The organism is Sphingorhabdus pulchriflava, from assembly GCF_003367235.1.
Classification (GTDB): Bacteria; Pseudomonadota; Alphaproteobacteria; order Sphingomonadales; family Sphingomonadaceae; genus Sphingorhabdus_B; species Sphingorhabdus_B pulchriflava.
This window is the reverse complement of sequence record NZ_QRGP01000002.1, coordinates 464,758-490,843: the sequence shown is the minus strand read 5'-3', so window position 1 is coordinate 490,843 and position 26,086 is coordinate 464,758. Positions and strand designations below refer to the sequence as shown.

The 26,086-nt window shown below is 58.6% G+C and carries 31 protein-coding genes; 10 read left to right on the top strand and 21 right to left on the bottom strand.

Annotation, left to right across the window (positions count from 1 at the left end; translation table 11 throughout):
* Positions 1-51: 51 nt before the first annotated feature.
* Positions 52-579 (bottom strand): DUF2306 domain-containing protein, encoded by a 528-nt coding sequence (locus tag DXH95_RS13200; protein ID WP_239016648.1) that lies wholly within the window; start codon positions 577-579, stop codon positions 52-54.
* A 47-nt stretch (positions 580-626) separates the two neighbouring features.
* On the opposite strand from DXH95_RS13200, the gene DXH95_RS13195 reads away from it, so the two are divergent.
* The 3 genes from DXH95_RS13195 to DXH95_RS13185 are packed head-to-tail and all read left to right on the top strand — an operon-like array spanning position 627 to position 4,112.
* Complete coding sequence (locus tag DXH95_RS13195) at positions 627-2,384, top strand: DUF885 domain-containing protein (protein ID WP_115549978.1); 1,758 nt, start codon at positions 627-629, stop codon at positions 2,382-2,384.
* A complete protein-coding gene (locus tag DXH95_RS13190) occupies positions 2,381-2,824 on the top strand; it encodes a hypothetical protein (protein ID WP_115549977.1) in 444 nt (147 codons plus the stop codon). The genes DXH95_RS13195 and DXH95_RS13190 overlap by 4 nt, the downstream gene beginning before the upstream one ends.
* 22 nt (positions 2,825-2,846) lie before the next feature.
* On the top strand, positions 2,847-4,112 hold the full coding sequence (locus DXH95_RS13185) for a SulP family inorganic anion transporter (RefSeq protein WP_115549976.1): 1,266 nt from the start codon (positions 2,847-2,849) through the stop codon (positions 4,110-4,112).
* Here the strand turns inward: DXH95_RS13185 and DXH95_RS13180 are convergent.
* Positions 4,109-5,323, bottom strand: coding sequence for a CaiB/BaiF CoA transferase family protein (locus DXH95_RS13180; protein ID WP_115549975.1), 1,215 nt, complete (start codon positions 5,321-5,323; stop codon positions 4,109-4,111). The two genes, DXH95_RS13185 and DXH95_RS13180, sit on opposite strands and share 4 nt — an antisense overlap.
* Positions 5,324-5,382: 59 nt before the next feature.
* On the opposite strand from DXH95_RS13180, the gene DXH95_RS13175 reads away from it, so the two are divergent.
* A complete protein-coding gene (locus DXH95_RS13175) occupies positions 5,383-5,802 on the top strand; it encodes a DUF6491 family protein (RefSeq protein ID WP_115549974.1) in 420 nt (139 codons plus the stop codon).
* Positions 5,803-5,899: 97 nt separating this feature from the next.
* Here the strand turns inward: DXH95_RS13175 and pal are convergent, their stop codons facing one another.
* From pal to DXH95_RS13100, 14 genes are all read right to left on the bottom strand, one after another.
* On the bottom strand, positions 5,900-6,427 hold the full coding sequence (gene pal, locus DXH95_RS13170) for a peptidoglycan-associated lipoprotein Pal (protein WP_115550187.1): 528 nt from the start codon (positions 6,425-6,427) through the stop codon (positions 5,900-5,902).
* A 35-nt stretch (positions 6,428-6,462) separates the two neighbouring features.
* The gene (gene tolB / locus DXH95_RS13165) at positions 6,463-7,821 is read right to left on the bottom strand and encodes a Tol-Pal system beta propeller repeat protein TolB (protein ID WP_239016647.1); all 1,359 of its coding nucleotides are present in this window, start codon (positions 7,819-7,821) and stop codon (positions 6,463-6,465) included.
* 7 nt (positions 7,822-7,828) lie between these two features.
* The gene (locus DXH95_RS16320) at positions 7,829-8,656 is read right to left on the bottom strand and encodes a hypothetical protein (RefSeq protein ID WP_115549972.1); all 828 of its coding nucleotides are present in this window, start codon (positions 8,654-8,656) and stop codon (positions 7,829-7,831) included.
* A gap of 4 nt (positions 8,657-8,660) precedes the next feature.
* Positions 8,661-9,137, bottom strand: coding sequence for a protein TolR (gene tolR, locus DXH95_RS13155; protein WP_181883679.1), 477 nt, complete (start codon positions 9,135-9,137; stop codon positions 8,661-8,663).
* A gap of 10 nt (positions 9,138-9,147) precedes the next feature.
* The gene (gene tolQ / locus DXH95_RS13150; RefSeq protein ID WP_115549970.1) at positions 9,148-9,840 is read right to left on the bottom strand and encodes a protein TolQ; all 693 of its coding nucleotides are present in this window, start codon (positions 9,838-9,840) and stop codon (positions 9,148-9,150) included.
* A gap of 11 nt (positions 9,841-9,851) precedes the next feature.
* Entirely contained in the window at positions 9,852-10,304 is a 453-nt protein-coding gene (locus DXH95_RS13145) for a YbgC/FadM family acyl-CoA thioesterase (RefSeq protein ID WP_115549969.1), read from the bottom strand.
* Positions 10,305-10,588: 284 nt separating this feature from the next.
* A complete protein-coding gene (gene ruvB / locus DXH95_RS13140) occupies positions 10,589-11,611 on the bottom strand; it encodes a Holliday junction branch migration DNA helicase RuvB (protein ID WP_115549968.1) in 1,023 nt (340 codons plus the stop codon).
* A 318-nt stretch (positions 11,612-11,929) separates the two neighbouring features.
* The gene (gene ruvA / locus DXH95_RS13130) at positions 11,930-12,538 is read right to left on the bottom strand and encodes a Holliday junction branch migration protein RuvA (protein WP_115549966.1); all 609 of its coding nucleotides are present in this window, start codon (positions 12,536-12,538) and stop codon (positions 11,930-11,932) included.
* 253 nt (positions 12,539-12,791) lie between these two features.
* Positions 12,792-13,259 (bottom strand): crossover junction endodeoxyribonuclease RuvC, encoded by a 468-nt coding sequence (gene ruvC, locus DXH95_RS13125; protein ID WP_115549965.1) that lies wholly within the window; start codon positions 13,257-13,259, stop codon positions 12,792-12,794.
* Positions 13,259-14,002: a YebC/PmpR family DNA-binding transcriptional regulator gene (locus tag DXH95_RS13120; RefSeq protein ID WP_115549964.1), complete on the bottom strand. Its 744-nt coding sequence runs from the start codon at positions 14,000-14,002 to the stop codon at positions 13,259-13,261. The genes ruvC and DXH95_RS13120 overlap by 1 nt, the downstream gene beginning before the upstream one ends.
* A 79-nt stretch (positions 14,003-14,081) precedes the next feature.
* On the bottom strand, positions 14,082-14,402 hold the full coding sequence (locus DXH95_RS13115; RefSeq protein WP_115549963.1) for a heavy metal-binding domain-containing protein: 321 nt from the start codon (positions 14,400-14,402) through the stop codon (positions 14,082-14,084).
* 29 nt (positions 14,403-14,431) lie between these two features.
* Positions 14,432-14,674, bottom strand: a complete 243-nt coding sequence (locus DXH95_RS13110) for a DUF2312 domain-containing protein (protein WP_115549962.1) — start codon at positions 14,672-14,674, stop codon at positions 14,432-14,434.
* 92 nt (positions 14,675-14,766) lie between these two features.
* Positions 14,767-16,080: a metal-dependent hydrolase family protein gene (locus tag DXH95_RS13105; protein WP_115549961.1), complete on the bottom strand. Its 1,314-nt coding sequence runs from the start codon at positions 16,078-16,080 to the stop codon at positions 14,767-14,769.
* Between the two features lie 34 nt (positions 16,081-16,114).
* Entirely contained in the window at positions 16,115-16,405 is a 291-nt protein-coding gene (locus tag DXH95_RS13100; protein WP_115549960.1) for a DUF1244 domain-containing protein, read from the bottom strand.
* 105 nt (positions 16,406-16,510) lie between these two features.
* On the opposite strand from DXH95_RS13100, the gene pyk reads away from it, so the two are divergent.
* Positions 16,511-17,938 carry a pyruvate kinase gene (gene pyk, locus DXH95_RS13095; RefSeq protein WP_239016646.1) on the top strand — a complete coding sequence of 476 codons (1,428 nt, stop codon included), beginning with the start codon at positions 16,511-16,513 and terminating at the stop codon, positions 17,936-17,938.
* 17 nt (positions 17,939-17,955) lie between these two features.
* On the opposite strand, the gene queA is transcribed toward pyk, so the two are convergent.
* Both queA and DXH95_RS13085 read right to left on the bottom strand, forming a co-directional pair.
* Positions 17,956-18,999 carry a tRNA preQ1(34) S-adenosylmethionine ribosyltransferase-isomerase QueA gene (gene queA, locus DXH95_RS13090; protein WP_115549958.1) on the bottom strand — a complete coding sequence of 348 codons (1,044 nt, stop codon included), beginning with the start codon at positions 18,997-18,999 and terminating at the stop codon, positions 17,956-17,958.
* A gap of 22 nt (positions 19,000-19,021) precedes the next feature.
* On the bottom strand, positions 19,022-19,684 hold the full coding sequence (locus DXH95_RS13085) for a peptidylprolyl isomerase (protein WP_115549957.1): 663 nt from the start codon (positions 19,682-19,684) through the stop codon (positions 19,022-19,024).
* Between the two features lie 165 nt (positions 19,685-19,849).
* Here DXH95_RS13085 and DXH95_RS13080 point away from each other — a divergent pair, with 165 nt between their 5' ends.
* The 5 genes from DXH95_RS13080 (at position 19,850) to DXH95_RS13060 (ending at position 24,058) form a co-directional block, all read left to right on the top strand.
* Entirely contained in the window at positions 19,850-20,398 is a 549-nt protein-coding gene (locus tag DXH95_RS13080; RefSeq protein WP_115549956.1) for a DUF3617 domain-containing protein, read from the top strand.
* Between the two features lie 9 nt (positions 20,399-20,407).
* On the top strand, positions 20,408-20,959 hold the full coding sequence (locus DXH95_RS13075) for a DUF3617 domain-containing protein (protein ID WP_181883678.1): 552 nt from the start codon (positions 20,408-20,410) through the stop codon (positions 20,957-20,959).
* Positions 20,956-22,086: a serine hydrolase domain-containing protein gene (locus tag DXH95_RS13070; protein ID WP_181883677.1), complete on the top strand. Its 1,131-nt coding sequence runs from the start codon at positions 20,956-20,958 to the stop codon at positions 22,084-22,086. Before DXH95_RS13075 ends, DXH95_RS13070 begins: the two co-directional genes overlap by 4 nt.
* Positions 22,087-22,114: 28 nt before the next feature.
* A complete protein-coding gene (locus tag DXH95_RS13065; RefSeq protein WP_115549953.1) occupies positions 22,115-23,452 on the top strand; it encodes an amidohydrolase in 1,338 nt (445 codons plus the stop codon).
* Between the two features lie 84 nt (positions 23,453-23,536).
* On the top strand, positions 23,537-24,058 hold the full coding sequence (locus tag DXH95_RS13060) for a cytochrome b family protein (protein WP_147291747.1): 522 nt from the start codon (positions 23,537-23,539) through the stop codon (positions 24,056-24,058).
* Positions 24,059-24,060: 2 nt separating this feature from the next.
* Here the strand turns inward: DXH95_RS13060 and DXH95_RS13055 are convergent, their stop codons facing one another.
* The 3 genes from DXH95_RS13055 to DXH95_RS13045 all read right to left on the bottom strand — a co-directional run bounded on the left by DXH95_RS13055 (position 24,061) and on the right by DXH95_RS13045 (position 25,987).
* Positions 24,061-24,246 (bottom strand): HP1242/YdcH family protein, encoded by a 186-nt coding sequence (locus DXH95_RS13055; protein WP_115549951.1) that lies wholly within the window; start codon positions 24,244-24,246, stop codon positions 24,061-24,063.
* A gap of 236 nt (positions 24,247-24,482) precedes the next feature.
* Complete coding sequence (gene dapD / locus DXH95_RS13050) at positions 24,483-25,322, bottom strand: 2,3,4,5-tetrahydropyridine-2,6-dicarboxylate N-succinyltransferase (protein WP_115549950.1); 840 nt, start codon at positions 25,320-25,322, stop codon at positions 24,483-24,485.
* A 2-nt stretch (positions 25,323-25,324) separates the two neighbouring features.
* Complete coding sequence (locus DXH95_RS13045; RefSeq protein ID WP_115549949.1) at positions 25,325-25,987, bottom strand: pyrimidine 5'-nucleotidase; 663 nt, start codon at positions 25,985-25,987, stop codon at positions 25,325-25,327.
* Positions 25,988-26,086: the final 99 nt, after the last annotated feature.

Genomic DNA, 26,086 nt, shown 5'->3' with positions numbered 1-26,086 from the left:
GCATCGTGACAAAAGCGGTCGAGCAATAAAAGCGGTTTCTTCCGGCGCGTCTCAACCGAACAACCAGCCGCCGAGCAGACGGTTGAACGGAAAGGTGAAAAAGCCAGCCACCAACAGTGCGCCGATTACAAAACCGCGAGCTTGTCCTCGGTGTCGTTGCAGATCTCGGCGACGGGCGGAAATAACCAGAACCGGTACGCCGACCAGCGTAATCACCGACAATATGTGGATATAGCTGAGGCCGCCTTGATTGATCAGCCTGATGTCGAAGCTGAGAATAGCGGTAACAAACATCGAGATCGCCCAGATCCGGCCGAGTATGCGGTGCACGCGATCACCTCGTTTGAGCCACATCATAGCGGGCGTAATCACCAAGGCAATTCCGATGGTCAGCAGATGCACCCAGACCTGCCAGGGGATTTGACCCCATTGTGCCCTGCCCTTGATCACAGCAGCCAGCGCAGCAGCCAACAGCACAACCACTAAAGCCCCCAAAATGCGTTCCGAACGATTGGGTGCTACAGGTTGGTCGTAACGCGTTCCGCGTTTGCCAAAATAGTCATTCAAGAAACTGGCCAACTGCACCTCCCCCGTATAGGATTGCCATGACTAGGGAGGTTCCGAAGATGCGTAAAGCCTTGATATTTGCGGTATTGCTCGCCGGTGTGGCACTACCCGCGCAAGCGGACAGCGGCTCCGAAGTAAAGGCGCTGGTTGATGAATATTGGGCGATGTCGCTCAAGGAATCGCCGATTTACGCCAGCTCTTTGGGCGTTGACGATTATGCGACCGAAGTGGGGGACTACAGCCTGGAGGGGCGGGATCGCTTTGCGCAGGCCAGCGCCGCAATCCTCAAAAAACTGGAAGCCGTGGAAGCTAGCCAGCTGAAACCTGCCGACAAGATCGAATATGGCGTTTTGAAACGCACACTCGAAGACACTATCGAAGCCAATCGCTATGGCCAGCGCACGATCAACTTTTCCACCTATTCGGGCTGGCATCAGAGCTTTGCCGGAATGGCTGACAATCTGCCCTTTCGCAACAAGACGGACTATGAAAGCTACAATGCCCGGCTGAAGCAATATGGCACGGTCAACGACCAGTCGCTGGCTGTCGCGAACGAAGCATTGAAGGGCAAATATGTTCTCCCCTGTGTGGTCTTGAACGGGTATGAAAAAGGCATAGCAGGCCTGATCGTAGCCGACGCCGATATCCGTAAATCGCGCTACATGAACCCGTACCACCGCCGTCGGCCCGAAAGCATGAGCGAGGCCGAATTCAACAGTCTTGCCGCCGAAGCAGGCGCGACCATCGCGACGATCATCCACCCCGCATTGCAAAAACATCTCGACTGGTTTGCCAAGAGCTACAAACCCAATTGCGCCAAGGCACCGGGCGTCTCGGCGCAGCCGGGCGGCAAGGATTATTATAATTTCCGCATCCGGCAGGAAACGACCACCAACCTGAATGCCGAGCAGATCCACGAACTGGGCCTGAAAGAGGTCTCCCGCATCCGCGCCGAGATGGTCGAAGTGGCCACAAAAGCGGGTTATGAAAGCCGCGAGGCCTTTATCCAGCACCTGCGCACTGATCCGCGCTACTATGCGAAGTCACCCGAAGAGTTGATGGAAAAGGTCGCACGGGTGAACAAGACCATTGATGGCAAGATGCCCGGGCTGTTCCACCGCCTGCCGCGCCTGCCTTATGGCATCAAGGAAATCCCGGCTGAAATCGCAGAAGGGACAACAACCGCTTACTATAATCCCGGTTCGCCCGCGATTGGGGTCGCCGGATTTTACTATGTCAACACCTCCAAACTTGACCAGCGCCCCTTTTGGGAAATCCCGTCGCTGTCGGTGCATGAGGCGGTACCCGGCCACCATCACCAGATTGCCATTCAACAGGAACTGGAGCTTTCGGACTTCCGGAAAAATGGTGTGTTTTTCACCGCCTTCACCGAAGGCTGGGGGCTCTATTCGGAGCGGCTGGGCATCGAGATGGGGCTGTATGACACGCCCGCCAAGGATATGGGCCGCCTGTCCTACGAAATGTGGCGCGCCTGCCGTCTGGTCGTCGACACCGGCATCCACGCCAAGGGCTGGAGCAAGGAGCAGGCCATCGCCTTCATGACCGACAATAGCGCACTGTCAGCCGCCAATATCGAGGCCGAGGTCAATCGGTACATCAGTTGGCCGGGACAGGCGCTCGCCTACAAGCTCGGCGAACTCAAAATCCGCGAACTGCGCGAACGGGCGACCAAGGAACTTGGAAGCAAGTTCGATCTGGCAGCGTTTCACGATACCGTACTCGGCCAGGGTTCGGTGCCGCTGAATGTGCTGGAGGATATGGCGAATGACTGGATCGCGGCGGAGAAAAGCAAATGAAGTATTTTTTGAAATTCGTTTTGGCTTGCTCGGTTGTGGGAAGCGGCCCGGTAGCACTTGGCCAGCCTTCTGGCGTGATTACGCCCACCGAGCAGGTTGCAAAGTGGTGTAGCCAGATGGTTGCTTCCAAGGGTTCAGCATCATTCTTGACCACAATGCGCGTTTCCAGCTTGGTTGTAGAACAAAAAGCTATGATAACAGCGCTAGACTCACAGCAGGCGCTAATCAATTCGCGCTACGGACTGCCCCACAGTTGCGAGACGATCGATGTCAGCAAAGTAGGTGCACGCGTGGAAACCCATCGCATTCTCTTGCACCACGAAAAGTCGGCATCGACATGGGAATTTCGCTTTTACGACGGCAACCAGTCTTGGGAGGTAATCAATTTCTGGTTTCGCGATGAGGTGATACCCAAAAAGTCTGAAGTCGAAGAACAGTAGCATTTGAATTCATACCAAGCTCATGCGCCAACCCAAGATCCTCACAACGATCCGCGACTATAGCTGGGCACTGTTCCGGCAGGATGCGCTGGCCGGGTTGACGGTCGCGCTGGTCGCGCTGCCGCTGAGTATCGCGATTGCCATCGCCTCGGGCGCTACGCCTGCGCAGGGGTTGGTCACGGCAATTATCGGTGGCTTTGTAATTTCGCTGACCAGTGGCAGCCGGGTGCAGATTGGCGGGCCGACCGGGGCGTTCATTGTCGTCGTCTATTCGGTGATTGCCGATCATGGCTATGACGGGCTGGTGCTGGCGACGCTGATGGCGGGGGCGATCTTGCTGGTTGCAGGCTTTTTCAGAGCCGGGCGGCTCATCGCGCTCGTACCGGAGCCGGTTATCAACGGCTTCACTGTCGGCATCGCAATCATCATTGCGACCAGCCAATTGAAAGACTTTCTGGGACTGAAGATTGCAAACCTGCCGGCTGAATTTCTGCCGAAAATAGTGGCTCTCGCAGGGGAAGTGCCCAATAGCAGTCTCTATGCGGTGGGTGTCGCCCTGCTGGCGCTGGTGCTGATGGTCGTACTCCGCCGCTGGGCACCGCGCTCGCCAAGTCTGGTGATCGGGGTTGCTGCAGGCTCGGTGCTCGCTGCGATGGCCGCCTTACCAGTCGATACGATTGCTTCAAGATTTGGTGAACTACCCGCAAGCCTGCCCGTGCCGACGCTGCCCCCAATCAGTGCCGCCAAACTGCTCGAACTGCTGCCCTCTGCACTGATTATCGCTTTCCTCGCAGGCGTGGAATCGCTTCTGTCCGCCATCGTCGCCGACCGGATGATCGAGGGTCATCATCGCCCCAATGCCGAAATCATGGCGCAAGGCTATGGCAATATCGCCTCCGCGCTGTTCGGTGGAATGCCGGTGACCGGGGCCATCGCGCGCACCGCGACCAATGTCCGCGCGGGCGGCAAGACGCCGGTTGCGGGACTGGTGCATGCCCTGCTTATTCTAGCTATCATGCTGCTGGCCGCGCGCTGGGCCGGGATGCTTGCGCTTCCCGCGCTCGCCGCCGTGCTGATGCTGACCGCCTGGAATATGAGCGAGCCTGACAAATGGCGCGAGCATCTGCATCTACCCCTAGCGGAAAAAGTGCTGTTCTTCATGACCCTGATCCTCACCGTGGTCACTGACCTGACGATCGCGATAGGCGTGGGTGTAGCGGCTGGGCTCGCGCTCCGCCTGCTTGACAAAATCAGGGACGACAGCGGCTGGACGCCACGCGACCGTTAATCCGAACTGCCCAAAATCTCGTTCCGGTCTGCATCCAGGCTGGGTGGATCTGCATAAACCGACGCAGGCGTTGAGGCATAATGCACCGGGTGCCGTATCGAGCGATAGCTGTATCCCGCCTTCGCCTCACGCACTTCGAAAAAGTCGACCGCCTGCAAATGCGGATCGTCGAAAACGTCGGCCATACGGTTATATTTCATCGCCGGAATATTGTTGGCATCGAGCAGTTCAACCCATTCATCGGTCGTCTTGGTCGCGCTCGATTCCTCGATCGTGGCGTAGAGCTCGGTGGTATTTTCCAGCCGTGCCTTATACGTCGAAAAACGCGGATCCTGAAACACGCCGGGTCTGCCTGCCAGTTCGAAAAAACGCTCCCACTGATGGTCTGCATAGGGCACGATCGCGATATAGCCATCCTTCGTCGGATAAGGCCGTCTGCGGGGATTGATCGAACGGGTATAGGCGAATTTGCCGTTCCCTGGCGGATAGGTGTTGCCCCACAGATTTTCGACCATATGGAACCAGGTGAAGCATTCGAACATCGGCACCTGCACAAACTGCCCGCCCAGCCCATTGGCACGGCCCAGCAGCGCCGCCAGCACAGCATTGGCGGCAAACATGCCGCTGACCTTGTCGGCTACCAATGTCGGCGCATATTGCGGCCGGCCGCCATCGCGCATTTCGAACAGCGCGGCAAAGCCGGAAGCTGCCTGGATCAGGTCGTCATAGGCCTGTCGCTTGGCATAAGGCCCGTCGGCACCAAAACCGGCGCAGTGGACATAGACGATGTCCGGGTTGGCTGCCTTCACATCGTCATAGCCCAGGCCCAGCCGTTCCATTCCTGCCATGCGGACATTATGGAAGAAGACGTCCGCCTCTTTGGCCAGTTCGAGGATAGCCGCCCTGTCTTCCGGGTTTGCGGCATCAAGCGCGATCGATTTCTTGTTGCGGTTAAGGCTGGCATAAATGGGGCCTAGATCACCTGTCGGATTATCTCCCGCTTTGCGCATGATGTCACCGCCGCCTTGCGCATTTTCGACCTTTATGACCTCCGCACCCAGGTCAGCGAGTTGCAACGTGGCGAAGGGTCCAAGTACCACGGACGACATGTCGAGCACCTTGACGCCCTGCAGCGGCCCTGTCCGCTCCCCATCCCATTCCAGCTTTGGCCAACCGCCCACTTTGCTCTCCTCCAATGAATAGTCGTTCATCCTTCGATAATCGGCTATACTCTAATGTCGATATCGCAAATCAGTTATGGAGAAAGAACATGCTGCGCAAAGGGATGGTTTTTGCAGTTACTGCGACAATCGCATTGGCTGGGTGCGCTTATGGCGATGCCGACAGTGCACCTGCGCCCATCCGTGACAAGGAAGCCAAAATCCTGGCCAAGGAACTGAAAGGCAAGGTTGCAGGCGAACCGCGCAGTTGCATTAACAGCCGTGGTGTCGATGCGATCCGAATCAGCGACGATATACTGCTATACCGTGAGTCCGGCCGGCTCGTGTATCAGAACAAATTGCGCGGCCCCTGCCCCGGCCTGACACGCGGCGATGACATCATGGTCACCGAAAGCTTTAGCGGGCAGCTGTGCAGCGGAGACCTCATCCGGCTTGTCGACCGGACAAGCGGCATTCAGGGCCCTGTGTGCAGCCTTGGGAATTTTGTGCCTTACAAAAAGGCGAAGTAACCCGTCATCCCGGCGAAGGTCGGGGTCGCTGGCGGTTTACGCACCACCGGCGATATGAACTTTTTGCGGCCCCAGCCTTCGCTGGGGCGACGCACATTTACCTGACAACTACCGTCACCGCCCGGCGGTTTTGCGCCCATGATTCCTCGTTGGAGCCGAGTGCCTGCGGGCGTTCCTTGCCGTAGCTGACCGTCTGGATGCGCGAAGCATCGACGCCGAGCGAAGCCAGGTAGTTTTTCGCTGCGTTGGCGCGGCGTTCACCCAGCGCAAGGTTGTAATCGCGTGTGCCGCGTTCATCGGCATGACCTTCCAATGTTACGCGCGCATTGGGATAGCGCGCGAGCCATTGCGCCTGCGTCTGCAACACGGCCTGATCGGCGGTGTCGACATTGAAGCGGTCGGTATCAAAGAAGATGCGGTCGCCCATCTCGCCAACCGATTGCAGGAAATCTTCCTGACTGCCCGGTACAATGGCATCGCCCGTCGGCGTCACCGTGTCGCCGGTGTTGCCATAGGTGGTGTTGTCGGCGACCGGTGGCAGGTCCTTGACCTCTTTCTTGCCGCATGCGGCGAGCGCGGTGCTGGCGATCAGCAATAGTGCGAAAGTACGTGCCTTATTCGTCATCTTGATTTTCCTTTCTTGCTGCCCCGCAAAACCATTCATGGAAGCACCGGCCCCCAAGCCGGATCCGAGCCGTCGACCGGGGTCGGCAGCTTGCGTTCGTTGCGGCCCGTCAGATCCACCTGCCAGACGCTTGTTTTACCACTGTTTCTCTCTGTGCGGAAGAACTGGATGACTCGGCCATTGGGGGCCCAGGTCGGCGCCTCATCCTGCCAGCTATCGGTCAGCAACCGCTCGCCCGAGCCATCGGGGCGCATAACCCCAACCCGGAAGTCACCAGCGATGCGCGTATATGCGATTAAATCACCGCGCGGGCTCCATTCGGGCGTAGCATAGCGGCCGCCGCCATGGCTGATCCGCCGCTGGTTCGAACCGTCGGCGTTCATCACATAGACCTGCTGGCTGCCGCCACGATCGCTTTCAAACACGATCTGCTTGCCGTCAGGAGAGAAGCTGCCACCGACGTCGATCCCCGGCGCGCTGGTGAGCTTCACCGGCGACCCGCCATTGACCGAGACTTTGTAGACATCGGTATTGCCCGCAACGGCCATTGAGTAGAGGATGGTCTGCCCATCTGGCGACCAGCGCGGAGCAAAGGTCGGGTTCTTGCTCGCGGTGATCAGCCGCTGCCGCCCGCTGTCGATATCGTAGACATAGATGCGCGGATTGCCGTCCTGATAGCTCAAATACAGGATCGACTTGTAGTTGGGTGAGAAGCGCGGGGTGAGCGCGGTCGACTGGCCGTTGGTAATGAAACGGTGGTTGGCCCCGTCCGAATCCATAATCGCGAGCCGCTTGACGCGTTTGCCCTTCGGCCCGGTTTCGGCAATGTACGCGATGCGGCTGTCGAAGAAGGGCAGTTCGCCGGTCAGCTTCGAATAGATTGCGTCGGCGCATTTATGCGCGGCCCTCCGCCACTCGCGCGGCGGGACGACGAAGCCAAGACGGGTGAGCTCCTGCCCGAAATTGACGTCGTAGAGATAGCAGCCAACGGTCAGATTACCGTCGCCGCCGACGCGGACAAAGCCCTCGACCAATTGCTCGACATTGCGGCCTTTCCAATAATCATATTGCGGCGCGGTAACTTCCTCGAGCGTAATAGGACGGATACCAGCCGGACCCTGTGGCTCGAACAGGCCCGAATTGCGCAGATTGGCTGAAATCACTTCGGCAATCTGGCGACCGAGCGTCGCGCTGTTGCCCGCCGGGGTATCTGCTGCGTTGGGCGCGACCAAAGCGGGCACCGCGATGCGGCGGACTTTAGTTTCGACGTCAACCTCTATGAGTTCGGGTTCATCCGATGCGATCGTAGGCGTAACTTGGGCTCGGATCGTCGTAGGCAGCAAAGCCATCGTCAACAAAAACACCCATGCCAAAATTGAAGTTCTCTGTTTCATAGTTCGCCTACTTAAAGTTTACCTTCAACTGCACTTTGTGGTTTCGCCAGACATCATAATCAGCCGGATCAAGATTATAGGGCGACGCCGCTTGTAAACTATCCAAAACGCACTTTTTCATTCGATCGACTTGTGCTTGGTTTTCAGGTGTGATGCCTTGAACATCATAGACGTTAGCATCGATGAGTTTAGCCGCCTGACTGATGTTCAGCGCAACAAAAACACGGAGCGACGAATTGTCGCTGGTTATTGGCGCGCAGCGCTGAATTAGCGGTCGTACCTCTGCTGCAATCGTTACGCTAGTGGCGGAACGAATTTGTGTCGCTGACTTTTCAGCAAACGTTCCCTGTTTAGGCGAAGTGCCCGTCGTCGGCTTCGGATTGCTGCCCGCACCCTTGACCGCATCCTCAAAGCTTTTGCTGAAGGGCTTGGGCGTGGCCTGCTTAGGTTGCGTCGCCTGCTTCGGCTTCGGTTGCGCCGCCGCCTGTTTCTGCATTGGTTTCGGGGTCGGCTTTGGTGCAGGTTTGGGAGTCGGCTTTTCAACCGCCTTCGGCAGCGGCTTTTCGGGCGGCTTTTCCACCTTCATCACGGGTGTCGGCTCGGGTTCTGCAGGCGCTGGTTCGGCCGCGCTTTCGGCTGGCGCAGGCTCCTCAAGCACAGGATCGGGCGCGGTCGAAACATCGGCGACCTCACCCACCAGCGATACCGAGATAGGCTGCGGCTTGGTGATGCGGTCGGCGGTAAAGAAGGCACCCAGCGCAAAGGCGCCGAGCAACAGCGCATGTCCGCCAACGGCAGTGCCAAATCCTATCCTTTCCGCACGATCCATCGCCATCAGGCTATTCGTCCTCCGATGAACCCTGGGTGACCGGCGCGGCGGCAGCGGTGGTGACGAGGCTGACCGAATTGAGGCCAACGCGGTTGAGTTCGCCCATCACCTTCATCATCTCGCCATAGCTGACCGTGGTGTCCCCGCGCAGCATGATCTGACGCGGATTGGCGGCGTCCTGCTCCGCGGCAATCACTTCGAGCTGCGCCGACAATTCGCCTGCGCTCACAGGCGCGCTGTCGATGAAGACCTGCCCTTCCTTGTCGATCGAAATGTCGAGCGGTTCATCCTTCTGGTCGAGCGGGTTGGCGCGGCTTTCGGGCAGCTCTACGGGCACGCCGGAAACCAGCAAGGGTGCGGTGACCATGAAGATGATCAGCAGCACCAGCATCACATCGACAAAGGGCGTAACGTTGATCTCCGCCATAGGCGCACGGCGGCTGCCGCGACGGCCGCGACGAGAGGATCCGCCGGAGTTGATATTCATCGCCACGGGCTTAGCCCTCCCGCTCCAGCTCACGGCTCAACAGGCCGTGAAAGCCATCGGCAAAGCGACCCATGCGCGCTTCATATTGGTTCAGGCGGTGCGAGAAACGATTATAGGCGATCACCGCGGGAATCGCCGCAAACAGACCGATCGCTGTCGCAAACAGCGCTTCGGCGATGCCGGGCGCGACCACCGCAAGCGAGCTGTTCTGTTCGGCTGCAATCGCAGCGAAGCTGCGCATGATGCCCCAAACTGTACCGAACAGCCCGACAAAGGGCGCAACCGCACCGGTAGTGGCCAGGAAATTCAACCGGTTGGCAAGTTTTTCGCTTTCCGCCGCAATACTCGAGTCCATCGCTGTTGCCAGACGCTCACGCGTTCCCTGCCGGTCGGGGGTTTTCACCGCGGTCGAACGGCGCCATTCGGCGAGGCCTGCGGCAAACACTTTGGCGATCGGTAGGTCCGATTTGCCATGCTGCTTGAAATAGCCGTCAACATCTTCGGTGCGCCAGAATTCGCGTTCGAAGGCTTCGCTCTGGTTGTTGATACCCCGGATTTTCAGGACGAAGCTAACAATGATGGTCCACACCCAGATGCTGGCCAGCGCAAGGCCGATGATCACCGCCTTCACGACAAGGTCGGCGTCCAGAAACAGCTGGATGGGGGAAAAGCTTGCGCCCTGGCTCAGTATCAACAAATCCATTTGGTTTCTTTCTATCCTCGGCTTCCCGCCTTGATGCCTTCAAACGCCTCCAGCCATTCGCGCGGCTGGCGGCGCGCGCGACCCTCTGGCGTCAGAAAGGCAGCGGTGACTTCTGCTTCAGTCAGCACTTGGTCGCCGCGCATGACTCTCTGATGAATGACAACGCTTGCCCCGCGGATTTCCTCGACGGTCGAGACAACAAGCAAGGCATCGTCAAAATGCGCCGGCGCGCGATATTTGATGTGCAGGTCGGCCACGGCGTAGACCCCCTCCCCCCCTGCATAGGCCGCCTGTTGGTTGATCCCGGCAACGCTCAGCATGTCTGATCGCGCACGTTCCATGAAGTGCAGATATCGGCTGTGATAGACGACGCCCGAAAAGTCGGTATCCTCAAAATAGACCCGCACCGCAAACAGGTGGCGGGGCCCATCAAAATGGCCGTGATAGGGTTGCGTCCCGTTCATTGCAGAGCGGCTTAACGCATGGATTCCGCGACAGGAAGAGGGTTGGGACGGTTTGTGCACAGTTTGTCGTGCGTGGGACTCGCTTGGTCAGCAAATTTTGGTGCGCCCCCTGCGGTGTCGCAAGGCGCAAAGGGCCCACGCAAATTTCGCGCGCAGCGCACTCAAAACAGGACAGACAAATTTCATCGAACCTGAACAATAAAGCTGCGCTTCGGGCAGTGATAACATCTTCATGTCTTCGCGCCTTGCAAGCCCGCTCGCGGGCTTGCCCCAATCATCCGAGGCTATTTGTCAAACAACCCGTCCTGCGCACCAGTCGGCGGCGTGATGCCAAGATGCTTCCAGCCAGGACCGTTCAACTGCCGACCCCGCGCAGTGCGCGCGATCAGGCCGAGTTGCAGCAGATAGGGCTCAACCACATCCTCGATCGTATCGCGCGGTTCGGAAAGCCCCGCCGCCAGCGCCTCTACCCCCACAGGGCCGCCGCGATAGATATCGGCAATCATCATCAGATAGCGCCGGTCCATCGCATCGAGGCCGAGATTATCCACCTCCAGCCGGTTCAACGCGGCATCGGCGATTTTCGCGGTGACCAGTGTTTCACCTGCAACATTGGCGAAATCGCGCACGCGGCGCAGCAGCCGGCCGGCGATGCGCGGAGTACCGCGCGAACGCTTCGCCACTTCGCGCGCACCATCGGCGGCAATTTCAAGATCGAGCAATTTTGCTGCGCGGGTGACAACCAGCTCCAGCTCGTCATGGGTGTAGAAATTGAGCCGCACCGGAATGCCGAACCGGTCGCGCAAGGGCGTGGTGAGCAATCCCTGCCGTGTGGTCGCGCCGACCAGCGTGAAGGCCGGCAGGTCGATGCGCACCGACCGCGCCGACGGCCCTTCGCCGATCATAATATCAAGCGCGCGATCCTCCATCGCCGGATAAAGGATTTCCTCAACCACCGGATTCAACCGGTGGATTTCGTCGATGAAAAGTACATCGCCTTCTTCCAGATTGGTCAGCAGCGCCGCCAGATCGCCTGACTTGGCAATCACAGGGCCAGAGGTCGAGCGGAAACCGACCCCCATTTCCTTCGCCACAATCTGCGCCAGCGTGGTCTTGCCCAGCCCCGGCGGGCCGAAGAACAGCACATGATCGAGCGCATCTCCACGCGATTTCGCCGCCTCGATAAAAACGCGCAAATTCTCCCGCGCGGCCTGCTGGCCGATAAATTCGGTCAGGCTTTTGGGGCGCAGCGCGACATCGATGTCTTCAGGCTTGCGCATCGGGGTGAGGTGGGGGTTATCGGTCATTTGGATTGCTGGTCAAATCACTTCCACATTTGGAACAGGTTTTTTCGGCCCAAATTTTAGGAAGGCCATAGAAAGGGACTGAACCAAACATTGGCCCACCAATATATCGGAACGCGGGACTTTTCCCACATCTTGGGCAATTCACCATCGTTATCGCAAAAACCAACGGCACGCCTATCATAGCGGGTATAAATGCGAACGATCTCGCCGATGCTGGGCCCACGAAACCAACGAAAACGAAAGTACAAAAAATCAACAACCACGCTCGATTCAATATCCGAGCCGCAGCATATGGACTTTTTCCTGACAGAAAACTGCTCACTTCGCCGCCCTCTTCAGCGCCAAGCGCACCAGTGCATCGAGTGTCGCCCCGTCACCCAATTCCTCAAGCGCAAGCGCAACCGCACCCTGCGCCTCGCCGGGTTTGAAGCCGAGACCAGTGAGTGCTGCAACGGCATCTGCGACGTTGTTATTCCCCGCCTTGGCAGCCGCCGCCAATTTCGCGCCACCACCGATACCCGCCATCGCGCCGACCTTGTCACGCAGTTCGTTGACGATGCGGCTGGCAAGCTTCGGGCCGACGCCATTGGCACGCGCGACCATCGCGCTGTCGCCATTGGCGATCGCAATGGTCAGGTCATCGGCCTCGAGTGCGGAGAGGATTGCGAGGGCCACTTTTGCGCCCACCCCTTGGACGCCAATCAGCAGACGAAACCAGTCGCGCTCCTCGCGGCTAGCGAAACCGATCAGCCGCTGGTCATTCTCGCTCACCAGCATTTCGGTGAAGACCGTCGCGAAATCGCCCGCACCGCCGAGCACCGCCAGCGTCCGCGCGCTCGCCTGCACCAGATAGCCGACGCCATTCACGTCGATCACCAGGCTGTCGACGCCCGTTTCATCGATGCGGCCATAAAGTTTTGCGATCATGTCGCTCTCTTAATCACGTTAAACGTGATTGTCGAAGGGGTATTTCCTGTTTTGTTCCAAATCTTACGGTGCGCAGGAATGCAGAGGTTATGCCATTTGTTTCACGCAAAGGCGCAAAGATAATGAAGGGCACGGCGCAGCCAATCAATGTCACATAGCCTAAGGCGAACGCTACAATTGGATAAAGGGCTTCGCCCTTATTTTCCTTTGCGCCTTTGCGTGAAAAAGACCGGCACTGCGTCTCGTCCGAGCATTAACGGATATGGTGTGCGTGCGTCACTGCAACCGCCAGCGCATCCGCCGCATCCTCACCCGCCAACTTAAGCCCCGGCATCAGAACGCGGAGCATCGCGGCGATCTGGTCCTTGTCGGCCTTGCCGGTGCCGACCACCGATTTCTTGACCAACCGCGCGGCATATTCGGTAACCGGTGTGCGGTTGCGCGCCGCGCCGAGCAACACCACCCCGCGCGCCTGCCCCAGTTTCAGCGTCGATTGCGGATTCTTGTTGACGAACACTTCCTCAACCGCTGCGCAATCAGGTTTGAAATGGTCGAGGACCGCGCGGAGTTTTTCGTCAATCGCCACAAGCCGATTGGCGAGCGGCATTTTCGCGTCGGTGCTGATTTCGCCATTGTCGATATGGCTGAGGCGGTTGCCTTCTTTAACGATGACACCCCAGCCGGTGGTGCCAAGGCCAGGGTCCAGACCGAGAATGATCATCAGCCCAGCTTCGCCATAACCTCGTCAGAGACGTCATAATTGCCCCATACGGTCTGGACGTCGTCATCGTCTTCCAGTGCGTCGATCATCTTCAGCAATGTTGCGGCGTTGGCTTCGTCCACCTCGACCAATATCTGCGGCTTCCAGGCGAGCTTGGCGCTTTCGGCTTCGCCCAAAGCCGTTTCCAAGGCCTTGGAAACTTCGTGCAGCGCATCCATTGCGGTCCAGATGCTGTGTTCTTCGTCACCGCTTTCAACATCTTCTGCGCCTGCTTCGAGCGCCGCTTCGAAAACGGTATCGGCATCGCCAACGCTGGCGGGATAGGTGATCAGGCCCATGCGGTCGAACCCGTGGCTCACCGCGCCCGAAGCGCCCAGATTTCCACCATTCTTGCTGAATGCGGTGCGCACATTGGTCGCGGTGCGGTTACGGTTGTCGGTCAATGCCTCGACAATTACGGCAACGCCGCCCGGGCCATAACCTTCATAGCGGATTTCTTCATAATCCTCGCCGCCGGCCGCCGCTGCCTTGTCGATCGCGCGCTGGATGTTGTCCTTGGGCATCGACTGCGCCTTGGCTGCGTTGACCGCGAGGCGGAGGCGCGGGTTCATGTCCGGATCGGGCATACCCATTTTCGCCGCAACGGTGATTTCGCGGCTGAGCTTGGAAAACATCGCCGAGCGCTTCTTATCCTGCGCGCCCTTGCGGTGCATGATGTTCTTGAACTTGCTATGGCCTGCCATGGCTCTCTTCTTTTCGGCTGAAGGTGATTTGAAGGCGCGCCCTTACATCAGGAAACGCGCCTTCGGCAAGCCGCGAAGCTTATCCCAGTTTGACCGCCGTACCTGAGGCACTGACCATAAGCATCGAACCCTGTGCACCCAGCACTTCATAGTCGAGGTCGATGCCGATGACGCCGTCGGCACCCAAGGCGCGCGCCTCGTCGGCCAGTTCCTTCAGCGCGGTTTCGCGGGCGTCGCGCAAGCTATTTTCATAGGCACCCGAACGGCCACCGACAATGTCGCGCACGCTGGCGAACAGATCCTTGAAAATATTGGCGCCAACAATGACTTCGCCGGTCACAACGCCCAGATATTGGGCGACAGGACGGCCTTCGACGGTGGAAGTGGTGGTCATCAACATTGGGGAGACTCCTATTTTGAACTAAGCCCTTATGCCAATCCCAACGCCGATTTGTAAGTCTCCAAAATGGCTTCCATTTCCTGACGGTCATGGGTTTCCATTTTGCGAAGGCGGACGATCTGGCGCATGATCTTGGTGTCATAGCCCTGGCTCTTCGCTTCGCTGTAAACGTCGCGGATATCGTCGGCGATGCCCTTTTTCTCTTCTTCCAGGCGCTCGATGCGTTCAATGAAAAGGCGCAACTGGTCGGCGGCGATATTGCCTTCGGACATTCTGGTCTCCTGTGGTGTTTGGTGGGGCGGGAAGCCCCGAATCGATAATGGCTGCGATTAGCCGCAGTGCCGGTGCCGCGCCAAGACTTTGTTCATTCGGGTGGGAAAGGCTGGCGTTTCCCGCCCAGCTTATGGACGACGCCGCGCCGCATCACAAAATCGACTTTCTCCAGTGCCGTTACGTCCGCCAATGGATCGGCCGCTATTGCGATGATATCGGCATCGCGGCCCGGCGCAATCACGCCGATGGGGCGGTCGAGTTCGGCGGCATTGTCGGCGGTAGCGGATTTGATCGCCTGTGCTGGCGTCATGCCCGCCTTGACCATCAAGGCAAATTCCTTGGCGTTATCACCGTGCGGGGCGACGCCACTGTCGGTGCCAAAAAGGATGCGAACCCCGCCCTTGACCGCACGGGCCATACTTGCCGCATGCGCTGCCGCAGCTTCCTCAGCCTTGGCGAGTTGCGGCGCAGGTGCATCACCGCGCCGCGCCTGTGCCAGCGCGGCAATGGGTGCAACCGCTGTCGGAACAAGCGCGGCCCCCTCGGCCTTGAATAGCTTCACAGTCTCATCGTCGATGAAACTGCCATGCTCAATGCTGTCCACCCCGGCGCGAAGTGCGGCGTCGATGCCTTCCTTGCCATGCGCATGGGCGGTGACCTTGCGACCAAAGCTGTGGCCGGTATCGACGATGGACTTCATCTCGGCGTCGGTCATCTGTTTGCCCAACCCGCCCGCAACATTGGAGCGAACCCCGCCGGTCGCAGCGAATTTGATGACTTCCGCGCCTATGGATATCTGTGCACGAACTGCGCTGGCGCAGCTATCCGGCCCGTCGCAGATGTTGGTGCGTTCGGCGGCGACGGCATGCGTGAAGACGCGGTTCAGCCCGTTGACGCCGCCATGACCGCCGGTCACCGACACCATCGTACCCGCTGGTATGATGGTCGGGCCTACAATCACGCCATTGTTGATCGCATCGCGCAGCGTTGCCGTGGCGCGGCCCTCACCGCCGAGGTCGCGAACGGTGGTGAATCCCGCCTCCAGCGTCAACCGGGCGTTATTCTGGGCAATGACGAAAACATCTTCGACATCACGGCTTGGGCCTTCCAGGCGGCTGCGCAGCAGATTGTCATCGCTGGAAATATGAACGTGCATGTCGATCAGTCCGGGGAGGACAAACTGCGTCTTGAGATCAACGAGCCGTGCGTCAGCTTCTGGCGCGACAAAGCCATCGCGCACTTCGGCCACCTTGCCGTCGCGCACAATGATCGTCGATGCGCCGCGCGGAGCCTGCCCAGGCTGGTCGAGCAGTCGTCCGGCGTGGATATAGGTCGTGCTGCCAGACTGGGCAGCGAGTGGTGTGCTCGCCAACAGCAAAGTGGCCGCCAGAATTGCGCGCTTCATAATTTCTCTCCCCCGCAGATTCGATTTTACAAGGCTAGTTGTGCGCGGCGTTTTTCGCCAAGCTTTTTTCCATACGCTGCAACTGTTCGGGCGTCGCCTCGCTCTGATATTTCGCCTTCCATTCCGCAGGTGGCATGCCATGGATCAGGGTGCGCGCTTCTTCCTTCGAAAGCTCTGGCTGCGCCTCCATCACCCAATCCGCAAGGCAATTGCGGCAGAATCCAGCGAGGCCCATCAGTTCAATATTCTCGGCATCGTGGCGGTGCTGCAAGTGCGCGACCAGCCGCCTGAATGCCGCTGCTGCTGCCTGATCACTAATTTGCATAGCTATGCTCCCTTCCCGTTCCGGTTCCTCCCCGTTATGGGAGGCAAGAGAGACAAAATCCAGAGCGCGAAAGAGCCTTCCCAGATGCAATATCATAAGCCGCGCATGCGCAAAGTCCGCATTCTCGCCACTTTGGGCCCGGCAAGCGACACGCCAGAAATGATCGAAAAGCTGTTCCGCGCCGGGGCTGATGCTTTCCGCGTCAATATGAGCCATGGCGAACAGGGCGAAAAAGCCCAGCTGATCGCTAACATCCGCGCGCTTGAGAAGGCGTACAACCGTCCAACAACGATCCTCGTTGACTTGCAAGGGCCTAAGCTGCGCGTAGGCACATTTGCGGGTGGCAAGGTGGAACTCAAGACGGGCGAGCCCTTCCGTCTCGATACGAACAAGAAGGCAGGGGACGCAACGCGCGTCCATTTGCCGCATCCGGAAATCTTCGCCGCACTCGAAATCGATACCCGCCTGTTGCTCGACGACGGCAAAGTGGTGTTGCGCGTCACCGACATCAGCCCCGACCATATCGACACCAGAGTCGAGGTTGGCGGCATGCTCTCCGACCGCAAGGGGCTCAATGTCCCCGACGTGGTAGTGCCAATCGCCGCGCTGACCGACAAGGACAGGTCCGACCTTGCATTTGCGCTCGAACAGGGCGTCGATTGGGTGGCGATGTCGTTCGTGCAGCGACCCGAGGATGTGGCGGAGGGCAAGAAACTCATTGGTGGCAAGGCGGCCTTACTCGCGAAAATCGAAAAGCCCGCCGCCATTGGCCGGCTGGAAGAAATCCTCGAAATTGCCGACGGCGTGATGGTCGCGCGCGGCGATCTGGGCGTCGAACTGCCGCCCGAACAGGTTCCGCCGCTGCAGAAGAAGATCGTCTCAACCGCACGGCAAATGGGCAAACCGGTAGTCGTAGCCACACAGATGCTCGAATCGATGATTGTCTCCCCCACCCCGACCCGCGCCGAAGTTTCGGACGTTGCGACTGCGATTTACGATGGTGCCGACGCGGTGATGCTCTCGGCGGAAACAGCAGCGGGCGCATGGCCGATTGAGGCAGTGTCGATCATGGACCGGATCGCGCAGCAGGTCGAAGGCGACCCCGATTTCTTCAAGCGCATCCATTTCACCGAAACACCCGCCGATGCCACCACCGCCGACGCGCTGGCCGAGGCGAGCGGGCGGATCGCCGACACGGTCGAAACCAGCGCGATTGTCTGCTTCACATCGTCCGGATCCACCGCACGTCGCATCTCGCGCGAGCGGCCATCGGTACCCTTGCTGGTGCTAACCGCTTCGCGCTCGACCGCGCGGAGGCTCGGCCTGCTATGGGGCGCCTTTGCCGTCACCACCAAGGATATTGGCAGCTTCGAGGAAATGGTCGCCAAAGGGAAACGCATGGCGCTGCGCTATCATCTGGGCAGCGCGGGCGCGCGACTGATCATGATGGCGGGCGTTCCGTTTGGCACACCGGGTTCAACCAATGTGCTCCATGTCGTCCGCCTGACCGGAGACGAACTGAAGGGGCATTAAATAGGGACTGTCCCTATTTATGGCAGCAACAGGCTGCTGTCCCCATAGCTGTAGTAACGATAGCCCTGCGCGATGGCATGGGCATAGGCTGCCTGCATCGTCTCCAGCCCCATCAGCGCGCTGACAAGCATGAACAAGGTCGATTTGGGCAAATGGAAGTTTGTCATCAGCCCGTCGATTGCTTTGAAACGGTATCCCGGGGTGATGAATATCGCTGTGTCTCCCTCAAAAGGCTGAACCAGCCCGTCCTCGCCCGCCGCACTTTCGAGGAGGCGGAGCGAAGTGGTGCCGACCGCGATGATGCGTCCGCCCTTGGCGCGCAAGGCGTTCAACCGTGCCGCGGTCGCGGCGTCGATTTGCCCCCATTCGCTGTGCATTTTGTGCGTGTCGGTATCGTCGGCCTTAACTGGCAGGAACGTACCCGCACCGACATGCAGCGTAAGCGTTTCATGGCCGATACCTGCCTCCGCCAGCGCTGCCATTAGTCGCGGGGTGAAATGTAGCGATGCTGTCGGCGCCGCTACGGCTCCCTCTTTTTCTGCAAACATTGTTTGATAGTCGCTGCGGTCTTGCGCGTCGGTCGGACGCTTCCCCGCTATATAAGGCGGCAACGGCATTTGCCCTGCACGTTCGAGCAGCAGTTCGACCGGCTCTTCACCTTCAAAGGCCAGAATGAAACTGCCATCCTCCAGTCTTTCCTGCGCGATAGCGCTGACATCGGCCGGGAATTCGATCCGGTCGCCCGCGCGCAACCTTTTGGCGTTGCGGATGAAAGCCTGCCAGCGGCGCAGATCTATCCGCTTGTGAAGCGTTGCGCCAATCCGGGCCTCATCGCCCTTAAAGGTGCGACGCACGCCTTCCAACTGGGCCGGGATCACCTTCGTGTCATTGAAGACAAGGCAATCGCCCGCGCGCAGCCGCTGCGGTAGATCGAGAACCTGCGCATCATGCATCGAGCCGTCGCCCGAAACGCATAACATCCTCGCCGCATCACGCGGCGACACCGGTCGAAGCGCTATCCGCTCGGGCGGAAGCTCGAAATCGAACAAGTCTACGCGCACAATGGCTTTCTGGAGCGCTGGTTCAGTTCAATGGCTTGTTGAGGTCGCTCAGCGTAACCGGCGCGTCAATGGGAGTGGCTGGCTTCGCCACAGCCGCGAAATCCGGCAACGGCACATTGTCTGCGGCGATCGACGCCTGCAAAATCCGGTCCGGCGTCGCCGGCGGCTCTCCACGCTGGATAGCATCGACATATTGCATGCCTGCAATCACCCGCCCGAACGCAGTGTAATTGTTGTCGAGGGCGAAGCGCGGCTGAAAGCAGATGAAGAACTGGCTGTTCGCGCTATCCACACTTGCGGCACGCGCCATCGATACCGTTCCTCGCAAATGCGGGGTCGGGTTGAATTCAGCTTTCAGATCCGGCAGCGGCGAACCGCCGGTACCAGTCCCCGTAGGATCGCCGGTCTGCGCCATGAAACCTTCGATAACACGATGAAAAACCACGCCGTTGTAAAAGCCCTGACGCGCAAGCGTCTTGATGCGTTCGACATGCGCGGGAGCCACCGCCGGGAACATTTTAATGCTCACCCGACCGCCGGTCGACAGGTCAAGATGCAGGACATTCTCCGCCTCATCGATGACCGGAGCAACTGCGGGTGCAGCGGCTGGGGCCTCTGCTGTTTGTGCGAATACAGTCGAAACGCCGAACAGCGTAACCAACAGAAAAGTAACAAAACGAAACATGCTGGAAGACTCTCCTGTCGAACCATTTGTAGTAGATTGGCGTCTCCTTAGCCATTCGTGCTGTCCTTGTCATGAACGAAGAATAGCTATGCCAAAACGGTTGCCAATTATACGATTAGACGACAAACAAGGGCAGGAGCCGTTATTGGTCTAAGGGAGATACAGATGCGTAAATTTCTATTGGCAGGCGTTGCCGCCAGCATGTTCGCGATTTCGGCTTGCTCTGACAAAGGTGCCGATGCGGATGGCGATGGCAAAGTGAGCGCCGACGAAGCGCAAAAGGAATTGTCGCAGGGCGGCGCAATGGCGATGAAGCCCGGCATGTGGGAAGTCAAAATCAGCTTTGACAGCATCGATGCCCCTGGCATGCCCGAAGCCGCGAAAACGCAGATGACCAAGGCAATGGGGAGCGGCATGTCCGTGAAATCCTGCCTCACCAAAGAACAGGCCGAAAAGCCGGGAGCGGATTTCTTTGGTGGAGATGCCAGCGCAAACTGCACATTCGAGCAGCTTGACCGTTCGGGCAACAAAATGAGTGTCCAGATGACTTGTAAGCCGCAGGACAAGATGGTCATAGCCAGCAAAATGGAAGGCAGCTTTGAAGCCGAAAGCTATTCGATGACGATGGAACAAAAAGCATCAGGCACACCGATGGGTGAAATGACCATGAAGGGCAAGATTGATGGCAAGCGTCTGGGCGACTGCCCGGCTTGAGCCATGAATATGCGTAAAACCTCAATTCTCGCCATATTGGGTGCGGCAATGACCGTAGCGGCATGTTCCGACAATTCGGACGTGAACGGTGATGGCAAAGTTTCGCGCAATGAGCGCGCCGATGAAATGCGGCGTGACGGCTATCTTGCCATGCAGCCGGGGCGCTGGCGCACCAGCTTTGCCTTTACCGAGATTGACGTCCCTCGGTTGGGCAACAAGGAAAAGGAACAGATTAGGGAAGAGCTGTCGACCGGCGCATCGGGAATATCGTGCCTGAGCGAAGCCAATGCCGCGCAACCCGGCCCCGACTTTTTCGGCGGCGAAGGTGCGGAAGATTGCAACTATCGCAAATTCGACATTGCCGGAAATCGGGTCAGCATGCAGCTAAGCTGTGGCATGGGCAGCATGGGCAAGGCCGATATGGATCTTGACGGCACGGTCGGTGATACCGAGTTCCGGTTCGACACCAAATTGGTCGTCCATGTTCCCATCGCTGGGAAGATCAAGCTGGATGGCACGATGACCGGGAAGCATGAAGGTAGCTGCAGGGGGGACGAGTGATCGTCGCTAAAGCAGCGATTGCACTAGCCATAGCGGCTTTGGCATTCGCTCCAATCGCCAGTTCTGCCGAACCTGTTTTGCCAAGGCCCGCGGTCGTAAGGATCGATTTCGACAGTAGCAAGATTTTGGCGTCTCGGGCTGATGGGGAGGCTGGCGTCCGTGGTCGCGCCGTGAGCGCGAATGATCCGGTTCGGGTTGCTTCGATTTCGAAACTGGTAACGGCAATCGCGGTGATGCGACTTGTCGATCAGGGCCGCATCGATCTGGATCGGGATATTTCAGAGTATCTGGGATTTCAGATCCGCAATCCGGCTTTTCCGGATCAGGACATCACGCTTCGTCACCTCATGACCCACACATCGGGCGTGCGCGACAAGATTGACTATCTGATTCCACTCGATGGCCAAGTCGAGGCGGTGATGACGAACGCGGCGGCGTGGGATTCAAAGCACCGCCCCGGCATCTATTTCAGCTATGCCAATCTGAACTCCCCAATCATTGCGGCGACGATTGAGGCTGCGACGGGTGAGCGGTTCGACAAGCTGGTTGCAAAGACTGTGCTTGCTCCGCTGAAAATTGACGCCTGTTTCAATTGGGGTGCGGGGTGCAGCCCCGGTCGGCGGGCACAAGCGGTGACATTGCTCCGTACCAACGGCGATCTGGCACGCGACGCCGCTATCAAGGGCTCAGATCCGTGCCCTGTCCTCGCCGCCGCCGACGGCAGTTGCGATCTGCGTCGCTACCCGCTCGGTAGAAACGGCTCCTCTTTCAGCCCGCAAGGCGGCTTGCGCATTTCAGCAGATGATCTGGCAAAGGTCGGGCAACTTATGTTGAATGGCGGCCGCCCCCTGCTTTCAAGCAAAGCCTTTGCTGAAATGACACGACTGCAATGGCGCTTCAACGGCGTGAATGGTGACGATGACCGGGGCTATTTCAAGGCCTATGGGCTGGGCGTGCATATCCATGAGGATTCCGCTGGCGCTTTATGGATAGGCCATGTCGGCGAAGCTTATGCTCTGCGCGCTGGCCTGTGGGTCAATCCGGAAACCCGGAAAGGCTTCGCCCAATATGTAACCATGGTCCCCGCAGAAACACCTATCGGCCATTGCCTTGAAACCTGTCCGTGATAGTCTTCACGGAAACAGGGAGGAAATCATGAACATCGGACGATTCTTGCTCACCGCTTCTGCGGCCCTTGCCGTGATTGCGACACCAGCAGCGGCAAAGCCCGATTATGCGGGCGATGTTAAAGCGGATTATGACAAGTCATTGGGCGCGCTTTGGGACCATTTCCATCGCAACCCCGAACTGTCTTTCCGCGAGTTCAAGACCGCAGCGCGGATGGCGCAGGAGTTGCGCGCTATCCCCGGAATGGCGGTGACTGAAAAGGTCGGGCAAACCGGCGTGGTAGGCGTCCTCAAAAATGGCGATGGCCCCGTGGTATTGGTCCGCGCCGATATGGACGGGCTGCCGGTGCAGGAACGGTCCGGCTATGCCAATGCCTCGACCGTGCGTCAGGTTGGCGTCGATGGCCTTGAGATGCCAGTGATGCACGCCTGCGGCCATGATGTACACATCACCTCTCTGGTCGGAACGGCTCGCCAACTGGCGCGGATGAAAGATCGCTGGAAGGGCACCGTGTTGTTCATCGTTCAGCCCGCCGAAGAACGTGTCGGCGGTGCTGCCGCCATGGTCAAGGACGGGCTCTACACCCGCTTTCCGAAGCCCAATTATGCGCTGGCTTTCCACGTGGCCGCCGAACTGGAAACAGGCAAGATTGCCGCGTCGGAAGGTATCCAATATTCGTCTGCCGACAGCGTCGACATTCGCGTTCCCGGCATCGCAACGCACGGCGCGGCACCGCACCTCGGTCGCGATCCGGTCTATATTGCATCGCAGATCGTGGTTGGTCTGCAATCGATCATCAGCCGCGAAAAGGGCCCGCTGGAACCCGGCGTGATTACGGTCGGCGCCTTCCATGCGGGGCAAAAGCACAACATCATTTCCGAATATGCTGACCTACAGGTTACGGTGCGTGCCAACAGCCAAGAGGTGCGCGACCAATTGATTGCGTCGATCGAACGCGTTGCGGTTGGTATCGGTCGCGCCAATGGCCTGCCCGAAGATAAACTGCCCATCGTCAAGGCTACCGAGACTACGCCGGTGACTGTGAACGATGCCGCGCTCGCCCGCCGCCTCAATACGGCCATTGGTGACGCGCTTGGCAAGGATGTTGTCGTTCCCTTCCGTCAGACCAATATGGGTGCCGAAGACTTCGCCTTCTTTGTCGATCCTTCCTTTGGCATTCCGGGCTATTATTTCGGTGTTGGAGGCACCAATCCCGAATGGATCAAGGCTGCAAAAAATGGCGGCCCGCCGGTTGCCGGGCATCATTCGCCGCTGTTCAAGATCGATCCCGAACCATCGGTGCGTCTGGGCGTAGAGGCAATGACCGCCGCTGTGCTCGATTTGTTGAAGCCCGGGCAAAATTGACTTAACGCCTTGGCGGCAAATCGGCTCATTCCGTTTATCATAGCGCTGCTTCTGTCGACGTTTGCGATAGCAGCAGCGTTCTACATGGGAACCAAGCCATCTGACGACGCACTTTTGGTCGCGCGCTGGACAGCGCGGGCGGCATTGCCGATATTCCTGCTCACCTATTTGGCGAGCAGCGTTTACCGGCTTACGCCGAATGACGTGACGCGGGCGCTGTTGCGGCAACGGCGGCAATGGGGGCTGGCTTTCGCGCTGGCGCACAGCATCCATCTGGTCGCGCTGCTGATAAACATAACCCTCTATCGTCCGCGTCCGCTGCTGTCGCTGGCGGGTGGGGCGTTCGCTTACCTATTCGTCTATCTGATGGCGATTACCTCGACCGACGGATGGAAGAGACGACTAGGACTTCGCTGGAAGCAATTGCACAGCACAGGCATGCACCTGACCTGGGCGGTGTTTCTTGTCGGTTATGGCAGCCGGGCCTTTCATGCGGACCCGGCCTACCATCTCGAGGGGCGTATTTTTGCGCCGCTGTTGTTGGCTGCGCTCGCCATTCGGCTTTGGGCCAAATTTGGGAGAGGGCGGCGAGCGCAGCCAGTCTGAGATCAGGCTGGTTTGGGGGTCTTGCGTCCCTTGGCCACCAGCGCCTGTAACTTATCCTTTACGGCGAGCTTCATGCGTTTCAGCCGCTGGATTCGGGCAAAACTCGGCCAGTTGCTGCGCATTTCGGCGCGCAGCTCTTCATCGAGTTTCTGGTGATATTGCATCAGGCGGAATGTTCGTTCCGACATGTCTTTCTCCTCTTGAACAGTTGGTGTTCAATCGGATGTTCCGATGCCGGGAAGAGGGTATTCGGGGGAAACAGGGACCGCACAACCCAAGCACCGGAAACATCCGATGCGGCCGACATCACGTTCCTTCCGAAGAAGCGAGCGCCAGAGGGGCCCGGTCCGCATAAGTAAATTAGAGTGATTCGCTCTTTTATTGCAAGCAAAACCGGACACGGTTCGTCGAAATAAAAGCGCGGTCAGTCGCGCAGCAATTCGTTAATCGCTGTTTTCGAACGGGTTTGGGCATCGACCCGCTTAACGATCACGGCGCATGCGAGGCTTGGGCCAGGCGATCCATCGGGCAATGGCTTACCCGGCAACGCACCGGGTACAACGACCGAATAGCTTGGCACGCGACCAACAAAAATCTCTCCAGTCGAACGGTCGATGATCTTGGTCGTCGAGGACAGGAACACACCCATCGCGAGAACCGCCCCCTGTTCGACGATGACGCCTTCGACGACCTCAGAACGCGCGCCGATGAAGCAATCATCTTCGATGATAACAGGCCCAGCCTGCAGCGGCTCCAACACGCCGCCAATGCCGACGCCGCCCGACAGGTGGACATTCTTGCCGATCTGCGCGCAGCTGCCCACGGTCGCCCAGGTATCGACCATGCTGTTTTCATCGACATAGGCACCGAGGTTCACAAAGCTGGGCATCAGCACCACACCCTTGCCGATATGCGCGCTATGACGCACAATGCTGCCTGGAACGGCGCGGAATCCCGCATCGCGGAAACGGTTTTCGCCCCAGCCAGCAAATTTCGACGGAACCTTGTCCCACCAATGCGATCCACCCGGACCGCCGGGAATGGTTTCCATGTCGTTGAGGCGGAAGGAGAGCAGCACGGCTTTCTTCAGCCACTGAATGACCTGCCAGCTGCCATCGACCTTTTCCGCCACGCGGCGCTGGCCGCTGTCTAGCAAGCCCAGCGCCTCGACCACAGCTGCGCGCACTTCGCCGCCGGTGCCGATGGTGATGCCGTCGCGCTCTTCCCAGGCCTTTTCGATGATCGCTTGCAGTGCTTCGGTCATTTCTATTCCTTTTCTCCGGCCAGCCAGCTGGCCACATCTGCTATTTCATGGTCGACATAATGCGGGCGTGCATCGCCAGATTCGGCATCGCCGCTATGATTAACCCAAATGGTCGTCATCCCCAACGCTTTGGCCGGTTCCAGATTATGCGCCGAGTCTTCAACAAACAATGCTGACGCCGGTTCGATACCCATCTGTGCGCACAGTGCATGATAACTGTCCGTCGCCGGTTTCGGCTTGTGCGCCATCCGGTGAATATCGAAGATATCTTCAAAAACCCCGTCAAGACTGCGCGCAACCAGCACGCGCTGCGCATACGGGGCATCGGCATTGGTGAATATGAGCTTTCGGCCCGGTAATGCCTCTATCCCCGCCCGCAACCGTTCGCACGGCTGCAACAGCGACATGTCGACATCATGGACGAAATCCAGATAGCCGTGCGGATCGACGCCATGCTCTGCCATCAAACCGCCCAGCGTCGTGCCATATTTGCGCCAATAATCATAGCGTATCTGGTGCGCGCGTTCCTGATCGACCTTGAAATAATCTTCGACATAAGCCGCAATACGATTCCGCACCTGCTCCATGATATTATGCTCGGGCGCATAGAGCGTCAGATCGAGATCGAATATCCAAGTATCGACATGAGGAAGCGGCGGGGCCATCGCGGTCCCGTTAACTACAGGTGTCAAATCCCGCAAGTTTCATCTGTGTTAATGGTGGCGTAAGCGCTGCCGTGGCAGTATCACTAACGGCATATTGGG

What these genes read in the sequence shown, in the direction of transcription:
- ruvC (WP_115549965.1), bottom strand. Translation starts at nt 13,259, where the DNA reads ATGATCATTCTCGGTCTGGACCCTGGCCTTGGCACCACCGGCTGGGGT.
- DXH95_RS13115 (WP_115549963.1), bottom strand. Translation starts at nt 14,402, where the DNA reads ATGTTGATGACCACCACTTCCACCGTCGAAGGCCGTCCTGTCGCCCAA.
- DXH95_RS13120 (WP_115549964.1), bottom strand. Translation starts at nt 14,002, where the DNA reads ATGGCAGGCCATAGCAAGTTCAAGAACATCATGCACCGCAAGGGCGCG.
- DXH95_RS13105 (WP_115549961.1), bottom strand. Translation starts at nt 16,080, where the DNA reads ATGAAGCGCGCAATTCTGGCGGCCACTTTGCTGTTGGCGAGCACACCA.
- DXH95_RS13045 (WP_115549949.1), bottom strand. Translation starts at nt 25,987, where the DNA reads ATGGCCCCGCCGCTTCCTCATGTCGATACTTGGATATTCGATCTCGAT.
- DXH95_RS13075 (WP_181883678.1), top strand. Translation starts at nt 20,408, where the DNA reads ATGCGTAAAACCTCAATTCTCGCCATATTGGGTGCGGCAATGACCGTA.
- pal (WP_115550187.1), bottom strand. Translation starts at nt 6,427, where the DNA reads ATGACGAATAAGGCACGTACTTTCGCACTATTGCTGATCGCCAGCACC.
- DXH95_RS13180 (WP_115549975.1), bottom strand. Translation starts at nt 5,323, where the DNA reads ATGAACGACTATTCATTGGAGGAGAGCAAAGTGGGCGGTTGGCCAAAG.
- tolR (WP_181883679.1), bottom strand. Translation starts at nt 9,137, where the DNA reads ATGAATATCAACTCCGGCGGATCCTCTCGTCGCGGCCGTCGCGGCAGC.
- DXH95_RS13100 (WP_115549960.1), bottom strand. Translation starts at nt 16,405, where the DNA reads ATGCAAATTAGTGATCAGGCAGCAGCAGCGGCATTCAGGCGGCTGGTC.
- DXH95_RS16320 (WP_115549972.1), bottom strand. Translation starts at nt 8,656, where the DNA reads ATGGCGATGGATCGTGCGGAAAGGATAGGATTTGGCACTGCCGTTGGC.
- DXH95_RS13195 (WP_115549978.1), top strand. Translation starts at nt 627, where the DNA reads ATGCGTAAAGCCTTGATATTTGCGGTATTGCTCGCCGGTGTGGCACTA.
- DXH95_RS13145 (WP_115549969.1), bottom strand. Translation starts at nt 10,304, where the DNA reads ATGAACGGGACGCAACCCTATCACGGCCATTTTGATGGGCCCCGCCAC.
- DXH95_RS13055 (WP_115549951.1), bottom strand. Translation starts at nt 24,246, where the DNA reads ATGTCGGAACGAACATTCCGCCTGATGCAATATCACCAGAAACTCGAT.
- DXH95_RS13060 (WP_147291747.1), top strand. Translation starts at nt 23,537, where the DNA reads ATGGGAACCAAGCCATCTGACGACGCACTTTTGGTCGCGCGCTGGACA.
- tolQ (WP_115549970.1), bottom strand. Translation starts at nt 9,840, where the DNA reads ATGGATTTGTTGATACTGAGCCAGGGCGCAAGCTTTTCCCCCATCCAG.
- ruvA (WP_115549966.1), bottom strand. Translation starts at nt 12,538, where the DNA reads ATGATCGCAAAACTTTATGGCCGCATCGATGAAACGGGCGTCGACAGC.
- dapD (WP_115549950.1), bottom strand. Translation starts at nt 25,322, where the DNA reads ATGACCGAAGCACTGCAAGCGATCATCGAAAAGGCCTGGGAAGAGCGC.
- DXH95_RS13110 (WP_115549962.1), bottom strand. Translation starts at nt 14,674, where the DNA reads ATGTCCGAAGGCAATATCGCCGCCGACCAGTTGCGCCTTTTCATTGAA.
- DXH95_RS13190 (WP_115549977.1), top strand. Translation starts at nt 2,381, where the DNA reads ATGAAGTATTTTTTGAAATTCGTTTTGGCTTGCTCGGTTGTGGGAAGC.
- DXH95_RS13065 (WP_115549953.1), top strand. Translation starts at nt 22,115, where the DNA reads ATGAACATCGGACGATTCTTGCTCACCGCTTCTGCGGCCCTTGCCGTG.
- ruvB (WP_115549968.1), bottom strand. Translation starts at nt 11,611, where the DNA reads ATGACCGATAACCCCCACCTCACCCCGATGCGCAAGCCTGAAGACATC.
- tolB (WP_239016647.1), bottom strand. Translation starts at nt 7,821, where the DNA reads ATGAAACAGAGAACTTCAATTTTGGCATGGGTGTTTTTGTTGACGATG.
- DXH95_RS13175 (WP_115549974.1), top strand. Translation starts at nt 5,383, where the DNA reads ATGCTGCGCAAAGGGATGGTTTTTGCAGTTACTGCGACAATCGCATTG.
- DXH95_RS13085 (WP_115549957.1), bottom strand. Translation starts at nt 19,684, where the DNA reads ATGTTTCGTTTTGTTACTTTTCTGTTGGTTACGCTGTTCGGCGTTTCG.
- pyk (WP_239016646.1), top strand. Translation starts at nt 16,511, where the DNA reads ATGCGCAAAGTCCGCATTCTCGCCACTTTGGGCCCGGCAAGCGACACG.
- DXH95_RS13185 (WP_115549976.1), top strand. Translation starts at nt 2,847, where the DNA reads ATGCGCCAACCCAAGATCCTCACAACGATCCGCGACTATAGCTGGGCA.
- DXH95_RS13080 (WP_115549956.1), top strand. Translation starts at nt 19,850, where the DNA reads ATGCGTAAATTTCTATTGGCAGGCGTTGCCGCCAGCATGTTCGCGATT.